The following is a 17861-nucleotide window of genomic DNA, read 5'->3' as shown; positions in this document are numbered from 1 at the left end:
GGCTCAGGCGCCCTGCAATCCCTGGCTGATCCCCGTGATGGACGACAGCAACGCCGCCAGCATCTCCTTGTCTTCGCGGCCGCCAGCGCGCCATCGCCGCAGCAGATCGACCTGCAGCAGGTGCATCGGATCGATGTACGGACTGCGTAACCGGATGGAGCGTTGAATCGTCGGCTCCTCCTGCAGCAACGTCGTGAGACCGCGCAATTCCATCACGCGCCGCCGCGTCAGGTCGAACTCGGCACGGATCATGGCAATGAAACGCGCATAGCGCGGATCCACCAGGTCGTCGTAGAAAGCCGCGATGCGCAGATCCGCCCGCCCCAGCGCGAGCTCGACGTCGTCCATGAGATTGCGGAAAAAGAACCAGCGTCGATCCATGTCGCGCAGGAAATCATCACCGAGTTCCCGCCCCGCTGCCGCGAGTGCGCTGCCCATGCCGAACCACCCCGGCACCATGTAGCGGCACTGCGACCAGGCATACGCCCACGGAATCGAACGCAATGCGGCGACACCGGCCGCCCGTTCACTGCGCATCGTCGGGCGCGAACCGATCTGCATGCGCTCGATGACGTCGACAGGGGCGAGTTGACGAAAGAAATCGTAGAACTCGGCGTCGTCCACGATCATCGCGCGGTAGGCACGCTCGCTCTCGGCAGCGACCCGCTCCATCGCAGCGATCCATCGCGGATCGGCCTCCTGCCGCGGCATGGCATTGCCGGCGGACAGCGCCAGCGCGTGGAAGGCTTGTTCGAAAACGCGCAGGGCGATGGGGCGCAGCCCGTATTTTTCGTGAATCAGTTCACCGGCTTCGGTCATGCGCAGTCGCGCCCGATTGCCGCCTTTCGGTGCGCTACGCACCAGAATTTCAGCGCGACCGCCGCCCCGGCCGAAGCTGCCGCCCTGGCCATGAACCAGCGTGAGATCGATACCCGCAGCCGCGGCCGCTGCGACTGCCGCTTCCTGGGCCTTGAGCACCAGCCAGCGCGACATGGCGACACCGGCGTCCTTGTTGCTGGCGGAGTAGCCGATCATCACGTACTGATGATTACCCCGGCCCACCAGGTGCCGGCGGTACAGCGGTTCGTTCAGCAGCTCGCGCATGAGATCGCCGCAACGTGACAATGCCTCCGCCGATTCGAACAGCGGCGCGACATCCACCGGCACGTCACCGGAACGACGATCAGCGGTATCCGCCCAGCGCGCCAGCAGCAGCACCGACAGCACATCGTCCACGCCGCGCGTGCTGCTGACAACGTAAGGACCGATGGCGTCCGGGCCGTTGCGGTGCCGGCAATGGGCCAGTGCTTCGAACACCCACAGACTGCGCTTCCCGGTCGCATCGAGCAGCGCACTTGGGCTTTCATCGCGCTCCAGCGCGACACGCAGGCGCGCGATGCGATCGTCGATACTTCGCTTGTGCCAGTTGGCGTCCCCCAGCCCCTGACCGACGACGGCGCGGTGCACACTCGAGCTCTGCCGTATGTCGAGCGTCGCCAGATGAAAGCCGAACGTCCTGACCCGCCGGATGAGACGGCTGACCGCGAATGCGCCGGCGTGCTCACCCTTGTTCGCCATCAGGCTGTCGTGAATGAGATTCAGGTCGGCGAGGAAGTGACTGACCGATTCGTATTGAGCCTGCCGTCCGTCGTAAGTCGCCCGCAGACGCTCCATGACCTGGCCGAGAAATACCCGGTACGGCATGCGATCGTGCCGGGCCGGCGACAGCGAATGCGATGCCGACAACAGCGTCTGATACTGATCGATGCGCGCATGCAGCTCGGGTGAAATGCCGGTGCGGGTCGCGCTTTGCGACAGTGACTCCGCCATGCCCTGACATTCCAGAAAGTAGCTGTTGACGATGAGCTGCTGATGGCGCGCGATGGTCTCGCGAATGGTTTTGGCATGGATGTCAGGATTGCCATCCATGTCGCCGCCGACCCAGGAACCGAAGCGCAGGATCTCGGGCAGCTCGAAGCCTTTCGCTTCAGGCCCATATACCTTGACCAGCGCCGCGGAGATCTCTTCATAGAAGACCGGCACGATCTGGAACAGGATCTCGACCAGGAAGAACAGCACATGCTCGCGTTCATCCGCGACCGTGAGGCGCTCGCGCGAGTTGTCGGCCGTCTGCCAGCCCGAAGTGATCTCCGTGCGGATGCGATCCCAGATGCGATGTGTTTCCACATCGGCGGCCGCCAGTCCGATACGGCTCAGCAACAACTGCGCGATTTTCTGCTGCTTGCGCAGAATCGTGCGGCGCGTGGATTCGGTGGGATGGGCGGTCAACACAGGCTCGATCCACAGCTCGAGCATCAGGAGGCGAATGTCGGCGAGATCGAGACCTTTGTCCTTGAGCGCGAACAGCGCGTCTTCGATACCGCCGGGCTGCGACTTACCCTCGTTCATGTACTGGCGACGACGGCGAATGCGATGCACCTTCTCGGCCATGTTCACGACGTCAAACCAGGTCGAGAATGCACGGACGAGATCGCGCGACAGCGAGGGGGCGACGTCGCGTGTGCAGACGAGCAGCTGCACAGCGCCCGCGGCATCGCCTTCGCGTTGCGCAATGGCTGCCTGCCGCGCCCGTTCCACTGCCTGAAACAGTTCCTCGCCGCCCTGCTCCCGAATGACATCGCCGACGAGCGCACCGAGCCTGTGCACGTCTTCGCGCAGATCGGCGTCTTTGGCGGGAAAAGTAAGGTCGTGACGGGGCATCGGGATGGGTCGACTGGCCAATTGGCTAGCTGGCGAACTGGCCGGAAGCGGAGAGGAGTCGATTCATAAGGGCGCGCAGTCTAGCAGTGCCCTGCCCGGCTGCCGATGGTTCGCTCTCTGGTCCGCTGAAGGGTTGGCCAGCAGACCCGTTGGCCGGCCGCTTCGCAGCCTCCTATGCCAGCCTCGCCGGGAACGTCTTCAGCAAGGACTGCTTGCAGCGGTCGCAGACAGCCTGTTTCAGGGCCGGCAGCGATTCGGCGGCATCGAGACGCAGTGTCATTTGCGCGTCCTCGACTTCCTCCCAGGCGCCGATGCGGATCTGGATCCGATTGCACCATGCACAGTGCGGCAGTGATTCCTCACCGCGCGGCACGGCCGGATCGAGCAGCGCGAGCGCCGGACGCTCCTCCTTCCAGACACAATGCGCGACGAGTTGCACGCCGCGCTCAGGTAGCGGATGCACTTCGACATCCCAGACCCGGCGCTGACCGGGAGTATCCGCACGCATGGGGACGAAGATGGGAGCACCAACCGCCCGGACGCGCTCCAACAGGATCTCCCAGAGCTGGCGCACCTGCACCCCCTTGACGAAATCGGCGAGCGTACGATCGATCACCTCCAGGCTCTGATCGCGCAGACCATCGCATCGCGTGGCATCCACCCATGCACGATTCACCGACGCAATTCGGTTGCGCGCATCGAGCGTGAGTTGCGGGAGGGTGTCGGTCGAAGGATGCATCGAAATTTCCACGGGCAGCGCCGCTGCCAACTTGTGAGGCATCATCGGCATCGGCCAGAAAGGCAACCATGAGGCTGGCCCTGATTGGCCGCGCATCCGCCCGCGCATTGCGCTTGTTACGATGCCTGTACCCGATGAACCCCCAGCCGAACGCGTCGGCAATCGCGACTGAGGTCACACTTACATGACACTGCTTGCGTATGCGGCCATCTTCCTTGCAGCCACCGTTCTTGCCGTGCCGTTGGCCCGCAAGCTGGGATTGGGATCGGTACTCGCGTATCTGCTGGCCGGCATGGTGCTCGGCCCGTGGGGATTGCGACTCATCGAGGATGGCGAGGGTGTACTGCACATCGCAGAATTCGGCGTCGTGATGCTGCTGTTCGTGATTGGCCTCGAGCTGCAACCGTCGCGATTGCGGGCAATGCGCAAGGTCGTCCTCGGACTCGGCCTCACACAGGTCGCCGTGACTTCCCTGGTGTTCGCTGCCGTCGGCTGGTGCTTCGGCCTGAGCATCGACGCCGCCATCGTCATCGGATTTGCCCTGTCCCTGTCGTCGACGCCACTGGTGCTGCAGTTACTCGCCGAACGACACCAGCTCAATACACAGCACGGGCGCGCTGCGTTCGGCATTCTGCTGTTTCAGGATATTGCGGTGATGCCCATGCTGGCATTGCTGCCGCTGCTGGCGCATCACCGTGCCGAGCAATCGCTGGTCAGCACGCTCGCGGGCGCCGGCAAGGCCATCGCCGTCCTCTTGCTGCTCATCTTCGGCGGTCGCCATGTCCTGCGACCGCTACTGCGCACGGTCGCCGAGACGCGCGTCAAGGAAGTGTTCACCGCGGCGGCGCTGCTCGTGGTCATTGGCACCGGCCTGCTGTTCGACATGGTCGGTATGTCGATGGCGCTCGGCTCATTCGTCGCCGGTGTGCTGCTGGCAGAAAGTGAGTACCGCCACGAACTGGAGGCTGACATCGAGCCCTTCAAGGGACTGCTGCTGGGATTGTTCTTCGTATCGGTCGGCATGACCGCAAATCTCGGCGCACTGTTAGATCACCCGTTGCGCATCGGCGTGCTGGTGCTGATGCTGATTGCCGTCAAGTTCGCGGTAATCTGGCTTGTCGCGCGCATGGCCGGTTACCACAGCGAAAGTGCGCGAGGCATGGCGTTCTCGCTGGCGCAGGCCGGTGAATTCGGCTTCGTGCTGTTCGCGCTTGCGGTCAGCAACGGCATCGTCGATCAGGCGCTCGCCGACACGCTGGTGATCGTGGTCACGATTTCGATGGTCGCCAGTCCGCTGCTCATGATGCTGCAGAAGCCGCTCGAATCGACCTTCGCGTCCACCGCGCCGACACGTAGCTTCGACCGTATCGAGAGCAACGACAGTCGCGTCATCATCGCCGGCTTCGGTCGCTTCGGGCAGATCATCGGCCGCATACTGCGCATGCGCCGCATCCGCTTCACGGCGCTCGAATCGGACGTCGCCCAGGTCGATTTCGTGCGCCGCTTCGGCAACAAGGTTTACTACGGCGATGCGTCCCGTCGCGAGGTTCTCGAAGCCGCCGGCGCGAGCCGCGCGGAAGTCTTCATTCTCGCGATGGACGATATCGACCTGTCGGTGCGCACGGCGGAGATCGTCGGCAAACACTTCCCGCACCTGAAGCTGCTGGCCCGTGCCCGCAACCGCCAGCACGCCATCCGGCTGATGGACCTGGGGGTCCGCTACGTCATCCGCGAAACTTATCTGTCCAGTCTGGACATGGCGCAACACGCGCTCGAGACCCTGGGCATGTCACGCACCGACGCGCTCGAAAGCATCCGTCGTTTCGACGAACACGATCAGCACACGCTTCAGCAGCAGCGCGAGGCACACGACGACGAACAGAAGCTGATCCAGTCGGCGCAACAGGCCGCTCGCGAACTGGAGCAGCTGTTCGAGCAGGACACGGCGGACGATACGCCGCGCGTCCAAAGAGTGGAGTAACGCTGGAGGGAAAAGACAGTACACAAAGGAGCACATACGAAGAACACAAACGATCACAAAAATGAAGTGGCCGGGCAGCGGAGAAAATCCATCTCCATCGAATGACTCCCTCTGTGCTCTTTTGTGTTCCGCCATGTGCTCCTTTGTGTACCGCTGGGCTCTTCTTTATCCCAACGCCTGAATAGTCCGCGTATAGGCACCGAGAACCAGTGATTCGATGGTCTTCTCGCTGCGCGGGGCCAGCAGTAGCCGCAGCATGGACTCGTCAGTCGAACGAGCCGGGTCGTCGATCAGGATCTGTTCGAGGAAACGCGTCAGCCGGTGCTGGATCTCGTTGATGAAACGCAGCTTGTTGGCGTCGATGTCCTGGCTGCCGCCGGGTCCGTAATAATTGCGCGCTTCGAGCGTGAGCTCGTACATGAACCGCGACAGGAATCGCGCCTTGTCGTTGGCTGACAGGTCGACGAAATGGCGAACTTCCGAGTCGATGTTCATGGGACCTCGCTTTGCCGGATCATCTGCTGAGGCCGCGAACAAGCGCAAGACAGGACGGCGGACGGTCCCGTAACTGCGACAGGCGGTGCAAGAGAGCCGCTGGCCAGAAAAGGCGACCGGAATATGACAGGTCGCTCGATCTGGCATATCGCTCCAGCGTGATCCGGGCTCCGGCCAGCAGCCCAGAGCCCAGTACCCAGAGCCCTTCCCCGGCTATGCCGGGAAGAAGTCGATCGGTTTGGTCGTCGTGATCGTCTCGACGTCGCGGGCTTCGAAGCGGAACGACTTCACGCGCGCGACCAGCTTGCGCTCCAGATCAGGATCAGCCAGTTCGCTCGACACGACGCGGCACTGCGTGATCTCGCCGCTCGACGCAATCGTGAGTTCGAGCACCACCTTGCCTTTCAGATCCGGTTTGTCGCGCAGCGCACGACTGTAGAGCGCATAGATCGCACCCTTGTTGCGATCGAAGACCAGTTCGATTTCTTCGCGACTGCGGGCGGCCTTGGTGCTGCCGCTGCCACGCTTCACTCCGTCGTCGGCCTGCGCCGCCAGCGTCGACGACGTCACCTGCGTCGTCGTATGACCGGTCAACGAACCTGCACCACTGCCGTAACCGCGGCTCAGCGCTGACGTATTGATTCCGCCGCTGTTCGAACCGATCTTCGACGTGATGAGGGAGCGTTCCGAGCTGGTCGTTTCACCGACCTTGCCGGACAGGTTCCTGGTCATCGCCGCCTTGTCGAGCACCGAGTTGTCGCGCAGATCCGCGAGCTGATCCTGCAGCTTCAGCAGGCCCGAGTTCTGCGCCTTCTCGCGCGCATCCGGCTTCGGCGGCTGCGGCTTCGGCTCGATCTTTTCGATCGGCTTGGGTGTTTCCTTCGGCTCGACCTTGGGAGGTGGCGGCGGAGGCGGCGGAATTTTTTTCTCGATCACCAGCTTGACGATGCGATCCGGAATCTCCGGCGCCTTCACCAGCGTCTTCTCGGGCATCGGCAGGAAGGTGATCAGCAGCGCCAGCAGTCCGACGAGGATGAACGCATTGCGCAGAATGTTGCGAAAGCGTTTCTCGACGGCCTCGGTCGGCGACCAGGGCAACTCATACAGACGGTAATACGGGGCAATGGCCGTGCTCATGTGCTGCGCCCCATCAATTGCGGCTCGCCGCGGTCAGCGACGCCGTGCGGCCCGTGTTGAACTCCCGCTCCACCACGGCGAGCGACACCTTGCCGTAGTCGGCATCGGTGCAGGTCGCCATCACCTTGCGCAGCACTGCATAAGGCGTGTGTCGATCGCCGAGGATCGTCACCTGGCGGTCGGCGATATCCTGCTTCGCCGCATCGGCGAGTACCGAGTCGGCGACCGACATCAGCGCCTGCTTCAACGGTGCAATCACCGGGTCCTTGGCCGCGATCACGTCGGCGACCTTGGCGACGAGTCTGCCGTCGACCAGCAGATCGTCCTTCGTGATCATGACCACGACACTCGGGTCCGGCTTCTTGTCGGAAATCGATTCGGGGATCGAAATGTTCTTCGAGTTCGGCAGCACGTCGACGTCGGAGGTGTGCACCAGCAGGAAGACCACCAGGATCATCAGCATGTCGATGAACGGCACGAGGGTCATGTGCCCCCCGCCGTCGGCGCTGCCGCTGTGGCCACGCTTGCGGTGGCGTTTGATGCGATACGGAGTCATGTCGGCGCGTCCCCCACGGAAACGTCAGGGAACAGCTCCGCCAGATCCCACTGCGAGCCCGGCACCTGGAAGACGCGCACCGTGTCCATCACCTGCACCAGCGTGTCGTATTCGATGTCCTGCTCCAGCAGGATCGTTGCATTCAGTGTGTCGGGATACTTGGACTTCACCATCATCAGGTATTCCGAGAGCCCCTTCAGGTCATGGTGATCACCGGCCCGCGGCACGGTGCGCAGCACGCCGGTGCCACGATCGGCAACCTCGATGATCTCCTTGCGCACGATGACTTCCAGGTTCAATCCCTTCGGCAGATCCGGCACGGCACTGTCGGCGCCCGGCAGATTGAGTTCCAGGACATTCGTCTTGGTGAACACCGCGGTGAAGATCAGGAAGAACACCAGGATGATCATCATGTCGATCATCGGCACGACATTGATGTCATGTCGTCCGCGATAACGCGCGTGGTTGCGCCGCACGCGTCCCGCGACTTTCGACTGCGCCATGGCCGTCTCCGTAGCGTGTTGAGCTTGCGACTCTTAGCCGTGCGCCGAGGCACGGCCACGCGGTGCGGGCGCCGGCGCGTCATCGGCGTCGGAGTCCTGACGGCGTTCGACCACGGAATTGAGGAACTTGACGTTCGCGATCTCCAGACTGTCGATCAGCTTGGTGGTCTTGGCTTCGAGGAACATGTGTGCGAGCAGCAGCGTGATGGCGACGAACAGACCGGACGCGGTGTTGTTCATGGCGACCGAGATGCTGGCCGCGAGCAGGCTGGCCTTCTCCGCCGGATTCGCGGTGGCGATCGAGGCGAACGCCGCGATCAGGCCGATCACCGTACCGAGCAGACCGGTGAGCATGCCGATATTGGCGAGCGCAGAGAGATAGTGCGTGCGCTTCTCGATCTTGGGGATGATCTCGAGCAGGCTTTCGTCCATGGCCTTCTCGACGTCATCGCGACGACGCGCGCTGGCAAGGCGGGCAATGCCGTAGTTGAGGGCCGTGGCGATCGCGGCATTCGACTTCTGCGTGATCGCGATCACCTGGCGGAAATTACCCTGATTGATCAGCGGCACGACCTGAGCCCAGACGCGACGATTGGTCACCGTTTCCTTGGTCAGGTAGATGAACCGTTCGATCGCGATGGCCACGCCGACCACGAAAATGGCGGCGAGCATGTACAGGAATGGTCCGCCTTCCTTGAAGAAGGCCACCACGTAATCCATGAAGCTCATTGCTCGACTCCTCTGCTGTGCCGTGCCGCGCTGCCGTGAGGCGATGCGCGATGAAATGAAAACCTGTTGCCTGACTGCAGTACCGTCCGCGAGTGTCATGCGCCCTGCATTGCGCGCATGCGACTGTCGACCTGCGATCGAGCGTGCCTGTGGCGATTTATCGCCTTAGGTCAAAACGTGCGCTGCGACCTACTTCTCAGGACCCGCAGCAGGCGCAGCGGATGCGGGATTCGCACTGTCCGCGCCCGACGACATTGCACCGTAGTACGTCACTTCCCGACGAAAAACGTCACGATCCACCGGCGTCAATGCCTCATCGAGGAGCGTGTTGAACGGCTGCGCTGGCAGATCGCCGATATCGGCTTTCTTCCACGGCACGATGTAAAGCACCTTCGGCAGCTCGCGATTGCCGGTCACGATCGTCGTATCGAGATCGAGCCGATCGCCGCGGCGTCCCGCTGTGGCCGGCGCGGCGCTGCTGGCAGCCGGCTTCTGCTCAGAGGTAGCCGCACGCGGCGCAGCGGTCTCGGAGAGCGGCCTGTCTTCGGCTTGCGCAGCGGGCTCCGCTGCGAAGGCGGTGCTCGTCGCAACGAGAACAAGCATCAAAGCCATCGTTGGCGTTTGCATCATCCCGCCCTCGCGCTGCGTTGCTGGTTGCCCAGCCGCGTCTTCAGTTCGGTCACCCAGTTCGCCACCTTGGCATCCGGGCTCGCCGCCAGTTCCAGATAGCGCTGATAGGCATCGAGCGCGCGCTGCGGCTGCTGCAAATACAGATCGCACAGCACGCCCAGATTCAGGTATGCCAGCGCGTATCCTGGGTCGACCTGAATCGCGCGCTGATAGGCCTCGTCGGCATCCTTGAAGCGGCCGAGCCGGCGATAGACGATGCCAAGCTGATTGAACGCCGCCGCGCTGGCCGGGTTGCGCTCGATGGCGGCATTCAGCGTCTGCCCGGCTGCCTCGAACTTGCCGGCCTTCGCCTGCAGAATTCCGAGATTCAGCAGCGGTCCGGCATACGCCGGATACTGATCGCCGAGCGCGCGGAAAGTCTGTTCGGCTCCGGCAAGATTGCCGGCGCTCATTGCGGCGACTGCACTGTCGAACCGTTGCTGCGCTTCGGGAGGAATTGGCGCTTCGACCGTAGCAGCGGCGGTCGCCGCATCGGCAAGAGCGGATTTGGACTTCGCTGCATTCGCCGCCACGGGTTGAGCAGTTACATTCGCGACCGGGGCAACCGCAGCTGTTGTCACTGGAGGCAGTGCCGCGGCAACTGCTGGCGCTGCTGGTTCTTTCTGTGGCGACGACCCGCATGCGGCGAGCGTCAGCAGCAAGGCCGCACTAAGCGCACCGTGGCCCACGCTAGCGAATCGTCTGTACATACTCTTCACCGATCTCGGCCTTCGCATAGCGCGCCGGCTTGAGTTTCGCGAGCACATCGAAGCTGCGCTGCACCCACTCGTCGTAGACACCGTCGCCCGTGCGGCTGGCGTTCGTTTCATGCAGCTCGATCGCTTTCTCTTCGAACGGGAACGCCTGCTCTTCGAGCAGCACGTCGTATTGCTCGCGCGATTCGTCATCCAGGCCTTTGGGCCGCTCGGATGTCATGAGGTCGGACGCCAGCGTGCGATACAGCTCCGCCATGCCGTAGTTTGCGGCCGTGGTCACTTCCGCAACACCGTAGTCGAGCGCCTGGCCGTACGTCGTCAGTACCCGCTCCATGGCACTGCGCTTGGCCTTGAGCGACTTGTCGAGCGGCACCAGCAGCTTGATGGAGTTGTACATCGCCACCTGCGGCTCGGCAGTTTCGAGCGTGGCTTGCGCCGCCAGGTACTTGCTGCGATCGGTGCGCGCGCTACCCGCCGACTTGTCGGCGACGATGATCTCGTTGATCCATTGCGAACGACCACGCACATCGTTCTGCGCTTTGGCCATGTCGGCGAGGCGCTGGCGCGCGTTCTGTGCCGGATCGAGCGGCGCCGGGAATTGCTTCACGTAGTTCGCATAGACGCGCGCTGAATTCGGCAGCGAACCGTCCTTTTCATACAGCGTCGCCGCCTGCCACAACGCTTCGCGGCGCACATCCGCAGGTTCCTCGGCCCGCGCGGCGATGCGCTCGAACTCCGCTGCGGATTCGCCCGCCCGACCGGTCTCGAGATAGGCCACCGCAAGCGAACGCGTGACTTCCGGTTGCAACTCGTGACTCGGGTACTTGCGACGGAAGCCTTCGAGCACCTTCGAGGCGCGATCCCACTGCTTGTCGCGCAGCAGGATGCTGGCGGCGTCGTACTCCGCGTTCGCACTGACCTTGGCGTTCGGCGCCAGGACCGCAACGCGCAGGAAGTCATCGACCGCACCCGCCGCGTCGCCGGCGGCCTGCCTGGCTTCGGCCTGCTTGTAAACGGAAGCAGCGATGCGCTCTTCGATCGCCGGACGATCCGGATCGCCCGCCGGCAGGAAGCCCTGCACACGGATATAGGCGATTTCCGCTTCCTGGAAGCGACCGCGATCGAACAACGAGTGCGCCAGCAACGTCGATGCCGTGCGCTGGTACCTGGGCTCGACGGCGGGCTTGCGTTCGAGAATCTGCTGCGACACTTCGATCACGCGATCGAAATCGTTGAGGGCGAACAATTCCTCGTCGGCCTTGGTCAGCACGCGAGCGGATTCCGGATGCTCCGGGAAGCTCGTCGCGAACATGACCTGACTCTCGATACCCTGGCGATGCCACAGCGCCTTCGACTCGCCGCTGATGGTCGCTTCATGCTTCGTGTAGGCGACCAGCGCTGCATAACCTGCGGCCGCCGATTTCGGATGCGCAGGATAGTCATACGCGGTGCGTTCGTATTCCTTCGCCGCCTCGGCGAAGCGCCCGGATTCGAACAACACTTCGCCCAGCAGGTAGCGCGTTGCGGGCGCCTCCGCGTCCTGCGGGAATGAGTCCAGCATCGCGCGATACCAACGCGCGGCGATGGAATAGTCCTCGACCTTCTTCGATTTCTGCGCCTGCGCGTGATAGTACTCGGCCAGATCCTTCTGGTTGGCCTTCAACTGCGCCGCAACTTCCGGAGCGTCCTGGACGGTCCGATTCGCCCAGAAGGCGGAACCGAAGGCATAGCGTTCGACGAAGGACTGCTTGCCTTCGAGGACGAGCGATGCGAAGCCACCCTTCTGATACGCCTCGATGGTGCGCATCTGCAGCGACGGCGCGAAACGATCGTCCGGGCGACGCTTCGCGAATGCTTCGTACGCGAGCGCCGCATCCTGGTAGCGCTCCTTCTCTATATAGAGATTGCCGAGATTCTCGTACAGCAGGTGCGCATACACGGGATCGCCGCGCTGTTTGAGAAATGCATCCAGCGACTCCGGACCGTCCAGATCGTAGAACGTGATTGCAACGGCGCGGAAGGCGTCGTCGGACAGTTCGCGGGACGGACGATCCAGCGCATCGCGATCGCGCAACCTGCCATTTTCGATCATCACGCGGTCGATCAGCTTGAGGAACGAGCCTACGCTCTCCTCGCCGCGCGACTGCTTGAGCAACGACCAGCCGTGCTTGTACAGACCCTGATCGTAGTAGCCGCTCTGCGGACCAGCCGCCACGACAGCCGCGTAAGCGCCTTCAGCATCCTTGTAGCGAGTGGCACTGAAGAGGATTTCACCGCGGCGGAACTGCGCTTCGGTGATCCACTTGCTGTCCGGATACTGCGTGACGAGCTTGTCGAGCACCGCCAGCGATTTCTCGGGCTGGCCTTCCGACTCGTACGCCCGCGACAACTGATACATGACAGCGTCGTTGCGTTCGTACTTCGGATACTTCGCAAGCAAGGATTCGTAGAGCTTGATCGCTTCCTTGTTCTCCAGTCCCGTAAAGTCGGCGCCACCCGCAGCTCGTGCGGCCTCGTCGACTTCCACCTGCAGATCGCCCAGGCGGCGCATCGCCTCCGAACGCATCTGCTCGTTGTCGGACTGCAGCTCCAGAAAGCGTTTGTATTGCTCGATGGCCTGCTGCGGCTGGACGTTGGTCGGCGGATCGCGATCGATCTGGATCGTGCGATTCTCGAGATCCTTGATCGTGCCGGTCGGCTTCGGCTTCTTCTCCGCGGCGACGGCGACAGAGATGCCGACGGACGCGATCGCAAGCGTCGCCGCAATCAGAATTCTTACGGGGATGGCGCGCGTGTTCACTGCCCGCCTCCCTGGCTGCCGGCGGGACCACCCGTCCCACTCGCGGCCCGGTCATAGATCGAAGCGAGCGCGAAGCGTGCCTGCAGCGAATACGCCGCCAGCCGCTCCTTCTGCGACTCGAGTTCACGCACTGCAATCGCTGCCAGGTACTGGTTCTGCGATGTGGCCACCGAAGCCAGACGGGTCATGAGACCGTCGATGCGTGGCTGCAATCCGGCGACACGCCTTGCGAATTCTTCGGTGCGCGCCGGGTACTCCTCGCGGGCCCGCTCGATCAGTACCCAGCGGCGACGCGCCTCCTTGTAGGCGACATCGAGTTCGCGCAATTCCTTGCGCGCCTTCCACAGGCGGGCCTTGTAGCTGGACGAAAAATCCCACGTCAGCCGGCCGCGCAGCAGGCGCACTTTCTCGCGCATCTCCTGCACCATCGGATCAGAGGCGTCCGCGCGCGCGAGGATCCGCTCGATCTGCTGCACCTTGCGCCATTGCTCGAGTTCGCGACCTGTCGCAAAGCCGGGCGCGTCGCCGTCGCGCTCGATGGCCGCGACGCGCGACTCGAGTTCGGTGCGTCGCGCATCCATGGCATCGAGATCAACGGTGTCGAGCGTCTTCTGCAGGGACGGCAGGCGCTGCTCGAACGCCTGGCGACGGGTATCGACCATGTCGCCGAAGGCTGCGACGCTGAGCTGCCAGGTCGCAAGGTTGCGCTGCATGAGCCGCAGGTCGCGGTAGTTCTTGAGACCTTCCTGGAATTCGTTGGACGCCAGCAGGTGATACAGGTAACGCGTTTCCGGCGCGTCCGGGAGTTCCTGCAACTGCCAGAACCATCCCGCCTTGTCCGCTTTGTCATTGTCGGCGATGGCTTCGAGCAACCGGCCGCTGCGGATCGCCGCAATCGACTCATCGATGCGCGACGCCTCCTCGCCGAATGCCGTCACGGCGAGTGAGTACTGCTCCACCGCCTGCTTGTTGGCCTCGAGCTGCGCGTAGGCATAGGGAATGGCGAGATACGATTCCTGCACGGCTGCGTCGAGCATGTTGCGATCGCGCAGCTCCAGCCACGGCACCAGCGCCTTCGTAAACTGCTGGTCGGCCGAGTCTGCCCAGCCGACGCCCAGCAGCGCCTTGTTCGACTGAGGCCCTTCGAGGCGCACACGCTGCAGGACGCGCTTCGCGTCCATTGGCCGCTCTGCCTTCAGCCAGGCAAATCCGAGTGCCAGGTTCGCCTTGTCGCGCAACGCCGCCAGCTCTTCGCTCGGCGCCGCCATCTGGCCAACGCGATCCAGCAGCTTCGCCGCATCGTCCAGCCGGTCCTTGCGCACCAGCGCCACACCGATATTGAAACGGGCATAGGCCGACCAGGCATCCGAGCCATTACCGACCGGCTGCCAGCGCTCCAGCGACACGATCGCGTCGTCGTACCTGTCGAGATACATGAGTACCTGCGCATGCAGCAGGTGACGCTCCGGCTCGAGTTCACCGGGCAATGCGCCGTGGATGGAACTCAATGCTCTTTCCGCTTCCTGCAGATAGTTGCGCTGGTACCAGACCTTGGCGAGGTAGAACCAGGCACGATTGCGCACGTCCAGCGGCACGTTGTCGTTGAGCAGCGCCTGAAAGATGCGCCCGGCTTCTTCGTGCTGCCCGAGCGACAGATACAACCCGCCCTTCAGCAACTCGGCCTCCACGCCGTGATTGCCGATGCGATTGAAATCCTGCGATGCACCGAGCCGCGTGAGCGACTGCATGTAGTCGCCCTGATAGAAATAGAACAGCACATCGCCCCAGTGCAGATCCTTCACGACCTGGGGCGTGCCGATCAGAGGTTTCTCGTCGGCAACTGCGTCGCGCGCAGCAGCCGGCTGCGCCGTCACCACGACGAGCGCCAGAGCTGCCGATGCGATGCGAATGAATGGGACGTTCAACATTGCAGCGCGAGAGCTTTCGTCAGGCCGGCTGACGACGCCATCCTCACTCCCATTCCTTGACGACGAATTCCGGCTGCGCCTTGCTGGCGCGGTCGCTGATCTTGAGTTCGACGTACTTGGCGCCGACGCCCTTGGTCAGGTTGATGGTGGCGCCGCGGCGATAGTCGCGCACGTGCGGGCCCTGACCGGTGAACAGCGCGATCAGCTCGTGATCACCGGCCTTCAGATTGCCGAGATACACGCGATGCACGCCGCCCTTGAGCAAGGCCTGAGCCTCGCGCTCGGTGTAGAGATAATTCGCCACTTCCTTGTTATCGAGCTTGAGTGTCACCGAATCCACCGCGAAGAACTCGCCCACATCCATCGACACGAACACCGCCACCTGCGTGTTGGCGGGGAACAGCAGTTCTTCTTCCAGCACGAACAACTCGCGATTCAGGTCGAGCACTTCCTTCTTCAGCGCCTGCACCTCCTGATCGAGACTCTTGAAGTCGCCTGCAGCAGCGACAGGCGCCGAGGCCTCCTGCGCATGAGCGGCACCGCTCAGAGCCAGGACCGACAGCAACAACAGACTGACGTGACGAAGCATGACGCGCACCCGGGCAATGCAGGTAAGAGGAAGCATGGAAAGACCGCCGATCCGTTTACTCATCATTGAGAAGCTCACGCAGCTGCTCGGCATAGCGCTTTTCGTAGCCGGGCTTGAAGCCGTCGGACACGTAGCGCACGACGCCTTCGCGATCGACGAGTACCGTGAACGGCATGGCGCTCACTGCGTAGGAGCGACTGACGTCCTTGCGCTCGTCGAACAGCACCGGATAGGACACCTTGAGAGTTTTTGCCATCTCGGCGGCGCGCTCGGTACTGTCGTCGATGTTGACGCCAAGCACCGTCAACCCGGCGAGTTTGTACTTCACGTGCAGCTCATCGAGCAGCGGCATTTCCTGACGACACGGCCCGCACCAGCTCGCCCAGAAATTGATCAGGACGACACCGCCCAGGTGTTCAGACAACCGCAGGTTCTGGCCCTCGAGCGAGCGCAATGCGAAATCGGGAGCCGGCTGGCCTTGGAGATCGGCGGCGGGCGACGGCGAAGCAACCACCAGCAGCGCCGCGGCAATCAGCGCACGAACTGCAGCGCGGCTACGCATTGCGTAACCGCGACGCGCGCTGGCGCACGGTCGCTCATCACGAGTCGGAATCTGGTGCAGCATCGATTGGAGGTCGCGCCCGATCACGTTAGGAAATTGCAGCCCGCAAACGCAGGACCGCCGGATCGTGACACAAGGCTGACAGACTTGTTCCGGAGACTGCCTCCGGAAACGCTGGCAACCCCGCTGTCGTAGGAATTCCCTTAGACCGGTGGCTTTGCGTCCTCACCTTTCAGTGAGTTTGCCTTCGCGCGGGCAGCCTCGCGAACGTCGCGGCTGCCACTTGATGGCGCGCAGTTAGGGTGCCAAACGGCGCGTAAATGTGTCAACGAACGAAGTGTGATGTCAGCGGCGCAAATTTGCGACGACGTGTGACTCTCCGCACACTTCGCTTCGTTGTCTGTGTCTGCAGACAGCTTCTGCTGCCTTCAGCGTCGATTTCGATCGCTGCCCCGCTCCGCGGATCAGAGCGGAACGCGCGGGGCGATGTAGTCGGTCGACGCCGACGTGGCTTTCCACATCGCAATCGTTTCCGCAGACACAGTCTGCTGAGCGACAACCGCGACGGGGGCGGCAACATCACCCTTGCCCTGGGCGAACATGACCGAACCGGCCACTGCCGAGCCGAGGGTCAGAAGCATGCCGGTACCAACAAATGCAATTCGGGTTTTCATTACTTGATCTCTTGAATAGTCAGATTGCTTGAATTCTTTACGCGTAATCAGGCAACGATCTGCGGACGCTTCACGCTGATTGCGCCGTCAGCGAGCTGAGGACGCTTCACGCTGATTGCACCATCGGCCAACTGCATCTGGGGACGCTTCACGCTGATCGCGCCATCGGCCAACTGCATCTGCGGACGCTTCACGCTGATGGCACCGTCAGCCAACTGCATCTGCGGACGCTTCACGCTGATGGCACCGTCAGCCAACTGGATCTGGGGACGCTTCACGCTGATGGCACCGTCAGCCAACTGCATCTGGGGACGCTTCACGCTGATGGCACCGTCAGCCAACTGCATCTGCGGACGCTTCACACTGATGGCACCGTCAGCCAACTGCATCTGCGGACGCTTCACGCTGATCGCACCATCAGCCAACTGCATCTGGGGACGCTTCACGCTGATCGCGCCGTCAGCCAACTGCATCTGGGGGCGCTTCACGCTGATGGCACCATCAGCCAACTGCATCTGCGGACGCTTCACACTGATGGCACCATCGGCCAACTGCATCTGCGGACGCTTCACGCTGATCGCACCATCGGCGAGCTGAGGACGCTTCACGCTGATCGCACCGTCAGCCAACTGCATCTGAGGACGCTTCACGCTGATCGCACCATCGGCGAGCTGCAACACGCGACTATCGAGTGCGTTACTTGCGCAAACCGATCCAGCGGCGATGACTGTGGCGAACATAAGCGACGCACCAATGACCTTACGCATGACATGAACCTCTAGTGAGAGCCGAAAAACCTGAATGGAATATGTAATAAGCCCGTCTTCATTTTTGTGACGGTTCACCGGCATAAGCGACGGCCAAACGTGAAAGCCGTCACGCTGCAACCGTCCTTCAGGGTGGATTCGTCAACAATCAGGCGCTCTCTCACGCCTGTATAGGGAAAATCCCCTAACGCGCCAATTCGACGCCTCGGGGACTGTCGTAGACGGATTGCGGGAACCGGCACGCGGCCGGGAGGGAAGGTCCATGCGAGAATTGCGCCCGAGACCCCTTCCGGCG

At 62.7% G+C, this 17861-nt stretch carries 16 protein-coding genes and 1 riboswitch; of the genes, 1 reads left to right on the top strand and 15 read right to left on the bottom strand.

Features of this window, described 5'->3' with window-relative positions; all coding sequences use genetic code 11:
* Positions 1-3 precede the first annotated feature (3 nt).
* The gene (locus tag VIZ63_RS01080) at positions 4-2721 is read right to left on the bottom strand and encodes a phosphoenolpyruvate carboxylase (RefSeq protein WP_331607624.1); all 2718 of its coding nucleotides are present in this window, start codon (positions 2719-2721) and stop codon (positions 4-6) included.
* Between the two features lie 172 nt (positions 2722-2893).
* On the bottom strand, positions 2894-3460 hold the full coding sequence (locus VIZ63_RS01075; protein ID WP_331607623.1) for a hypothetical protein: 567 nt from the start codon (positions 3458-3460) through the stop codon (positions 2894-2896).
* 184 nt (positions 3461-3644) lie between these two features.
* Between VIZ63_RS01075 and VIZ63_RS01070 the strand changes: the two genes are divergently transcribed.
* On the top strand, positions 3645-5441 hold the full coding sequence (locus VIZ63_RS01070) for a monovalent cation:proton antiporter-2 (CPA2) family protein (RefSeq protein ID WP_331607622.1): 1797 nt from the start codon (positions 3645-3647) through the stop codon (positions 5439-5441).
* A gap of 165 nt (positions 5442-5606) precedes the next feature.
* On the opposite strand, the gene VIZ63_RS01065 is transcribed toward VIZ63_RS01070, so the two are convergent.
* The 13 genes from VIZ63_RS01065 to VIZ63_RS01005 form a co-directional block, all read right to left on the bottom strand.
* Positions 5607-5936 carry a hypothetical protein gene (locus tag VIZ63_RS01065; RefSeq protein ID WP_331607621.1) on the bottom strand — a complete coding sequence of 110 codons (330 nt, stop codon included), beginning with the start codon at positions 5934-5936 and terminating at the stop codon, positions 5607-5609.
* Positions 5937-6149: 213 nt separating this feature from the next.
* Positions 6150-7073 carry an AgmX/PglI C-terminal domain-containing protein gene (locus VIZ63_RS01060; protein ID WP_331607620.1) on the bottom strand — a complete coding sequence of 308 codons (924 nt, stop codon included), beginning with the start codon at positions 7071-7073 and terminating at the stop codon, positions 6150-6152.
* Between the two features lie 13 nt (positions 7074-7086).
* The gene (locus VIZ63_RS01055; RefSeq protein WP_331607619.1) at positions 7087-7629 is read right to left on the bottom strand and encodes a biopolymer transporter ExbD; all 543 of its coding nucleotides are present in this window, start codon (positions 7627-7629) and stop codon (positions 7087-7089) included.
* Positions 7626-8132, bottom strand: coding sequence for a biopolymer transporter ExbD (locus VIZ63_RS01050; protein WP_331607618.1), 507 nt, complete (start codon positions 8130-8132; stop codon positions 7626-7628). The genes VIZ63_RS01055 and VIZ63_RS01050 overlap by 4 nt, the downstream gene beginning before the upstream one ends.
* A gap of 33 nt (positions 8133-8165) precedes the next feature.
* Complete coding sequence (locus VIZ63_RS01045; protein ID WP_331607617.1) at positions 8166-8861, bottom strand: MotA/TolQ/ExbB proton channel family protein; 696 nt, start codon at positions 8859-8861, stop codon at positions 8166-8168.
* A gap of 189 nt (positions 8862-9050) precedes the next feature.
* Complete coding sequence (locus VIZ63_RS01040; protein ID WP_331607616.1) at positions 9051-9464, bottom strand: hypothetical protein; 414 nt, start codon at positions 9462-9464, stop codon at positions 9051-9053.
* A gap of 23 nt (positions 9465-9487) precedes the next feature.
* A complete protein-coding gene (locus VIZ63_RS01035) occupies positions 9488-10111 on the bottom strand; it encodes a tetratricopeptide repeat protein (RefSeq protein ID WP_331607615.1) in 624 nt (207 codons plus the stop codon).
* 109 nt (positions 10112-10220) lie between these two features.
* Positions 10221-13046: a tetratricopeptide repeat protein gene (locus tag VIZ63_RS01030; RefSeq protein ID WP_331607614.1), complete on the bottom strand. Its 2826-nt coding sequence runs from the start codon at positions 13044-13046 to the stop codon at positions 10221-10223.
* Positions 13043-14974 carry a hypothetical protein gene (locus VIZ63_RS01025; RefSeq protein WP_331607613.1) on the bottom strand — a complete coding sequence of 644 codons (1932 nt, stop codon included), beginning with the start codon at positions 14972-14974 and terminating at the stop codon, positions 13043-13045. The genes VIZ63_RS01030 and VIZ63_RS01025 overlap by 4 nt, the downstream gene beginning before the upstream one ends.
* A 43-nt stretch (positions 14975-15017) precedes the next feature.
* The gene (locus tag VIZ63_RS01020; protein ID WP_331607612.1) at positions 15018-15563 is read right to left on the bottom strand and encodes a hypothetical protein; all 546 of its coding nucleotides are present in this window, start codon (positions 15561-15563) and stop codon (positions 15018-15020) included.
* 55 nt (positions 15564-15618) lie between these two features.
* Positions 15619-16125 (bottom strand): TlpA disulfide reductase family protein, encoded by a 507-nt coding sequence (locus VIZ63_RS01015; RefSeq protein ID WP_331607611.1) that lies wholly within the window; start codon positions 16123-16125, stop codon positions 15619-15621.
* Between the two features lie 173 nt (positions 16126-16298).
* A riboswitch (cyclic di-GMP riboswitch) is annotated at positions 16299-16381 on the bottom strand.
* A gap of 208 nt (positions 16382-16589) precedes the next feature.
* Positions 16590-16799 carry a hypothetical protein gene (locus VIZ63_RS01010; RefSeq protein WP_331607610.1) on the bottom strand — a complete coding sequence of 70 codons (210 nt, stop codon included), beginning with the start codon at positions 16797-16799 and terminating at the stop codon, positions 16590-16592.
* A 47-nt stretch (positions 16800-16846) separates the two neighbouring features.
* Positions 16847-17686, bottom strand: coding sequence for a hypothetical protein (locus VIZ63_RS01005; RefSeq protein ID WP_331607609.1), 840 nt, complete (start codon positions 17684-17686; stop codon positions 16847-16849).
* Positions 17687-17861 lie beyond the last annotated feature (175 nt).

It is taken from the genome of Povalibacter sp., from assembly GCF_036520495.1.
Lineage (GTDB): Bacteria > Pseudomonadota > Gammaproteobacteria > Steroidobacterales > Steroidobacteraceae > Steroidobacter.
The sequence above is the reverse complement of the archived record's forward strand: the minus strand, read 5'-3'. Positions and strand labels throughout refer to the sequence as shown.

Bases quoted from the DNA above. Each gene is read 5' to 3' on its own strand.
- VIZ63_RS01080 (WP_331607624.1), bottom strand. From the start codon at position 2,721: ATGCCCCGTCACGACCTTACTTTTCCCGCCAAAGACGCCGATCTGCGC.
- VIZ63_RS01075 (WP_331607623.1), bottom strand. From the start codon at position 3,460: ATGCATCCTTCGACCGACACCCTCCCGCAACTCACGCTCGATGCGCGC.
- VIZ63_RS01070 (WP_331607622.1), top strand. From the start codon at position 3,645: ATGACACTGCTTGCGTATGCGGCCATCTTCCTTGCAGCCACCGTTCTT.
- VIZ63_RS01065 (WP_331607621.1), bottom strand. From the start codon at position 5,936: ATGAACATCGACTCGGAAGTTCGCCATTTCGTCGACCTGTCAGCCAAC.
- VIZ63_RS01060 (WP_331607620.1), bottom strand. From the start codon at position 7,073: ATGAGCACGGCCATTGCCCCGTATTACCGTCTGTATGAGTTGCCCTGG.
- VIZ63_RS01055 (WP_331607619.1), bottom strand. From the start codon at position 7,629: ATGACTCCGTATCGCATCAAACGCCACCGCAAGCGTGGCCACAGCGGC.
- VIZ63_RS01050 (WP_331607618.1), bottom strand. From the start codon at position 8,132: ATGGCGCAGTCGAAAGTCGCGGGACGCGTGCGGCGCAACCACGCGCGT.
- VIZ63_RS01045 (WP_331607617.1), bottom strand. From the start codon at position 8,861: ATGAGCTTCATGGATTACGTGGTGGCCTTCTTCAAGGAAGGCGGACCA.
- VIZ63_RS01040 (WP_331607616.1), bottom strand. From the start codon at position 9,464: ATGCTTGTTCTCGTTGCGACGAGCACCGCCTTCGCAGCGGAGCCCGCT.
- VIZ63_RS01025 (WP_331607613.1), bottom strand. From the start codon at position 14,974: ATGTTGAACGTCCCATTCATTCGCATCGCATCGGCAGCTCTGGCGCTC.
- VIZ63_RS01020 (WP_331607612.1), bottom strand. From the start codon at position 15,563: ATGCTTCGTCACGTCAGTCTGTTGTTGCTGTCGGTCCTGGCTCTGAGC.
- VIZ63_RS01015 (WP_331607611.1), bottom strand. From the start codon at position 16,125: ATGCGTAGCCGCGCTGCAGTTCGTGCGCTGATTGCCGCGGCGCTGCTG.
- VIZ63_RS01010 (WP_331607610.1), bottom strand. From the start codon at position 16,799: ATGAAAACCCGAATTGCATTTGTTGGTACCGGCATGCTTCTGACCCTC.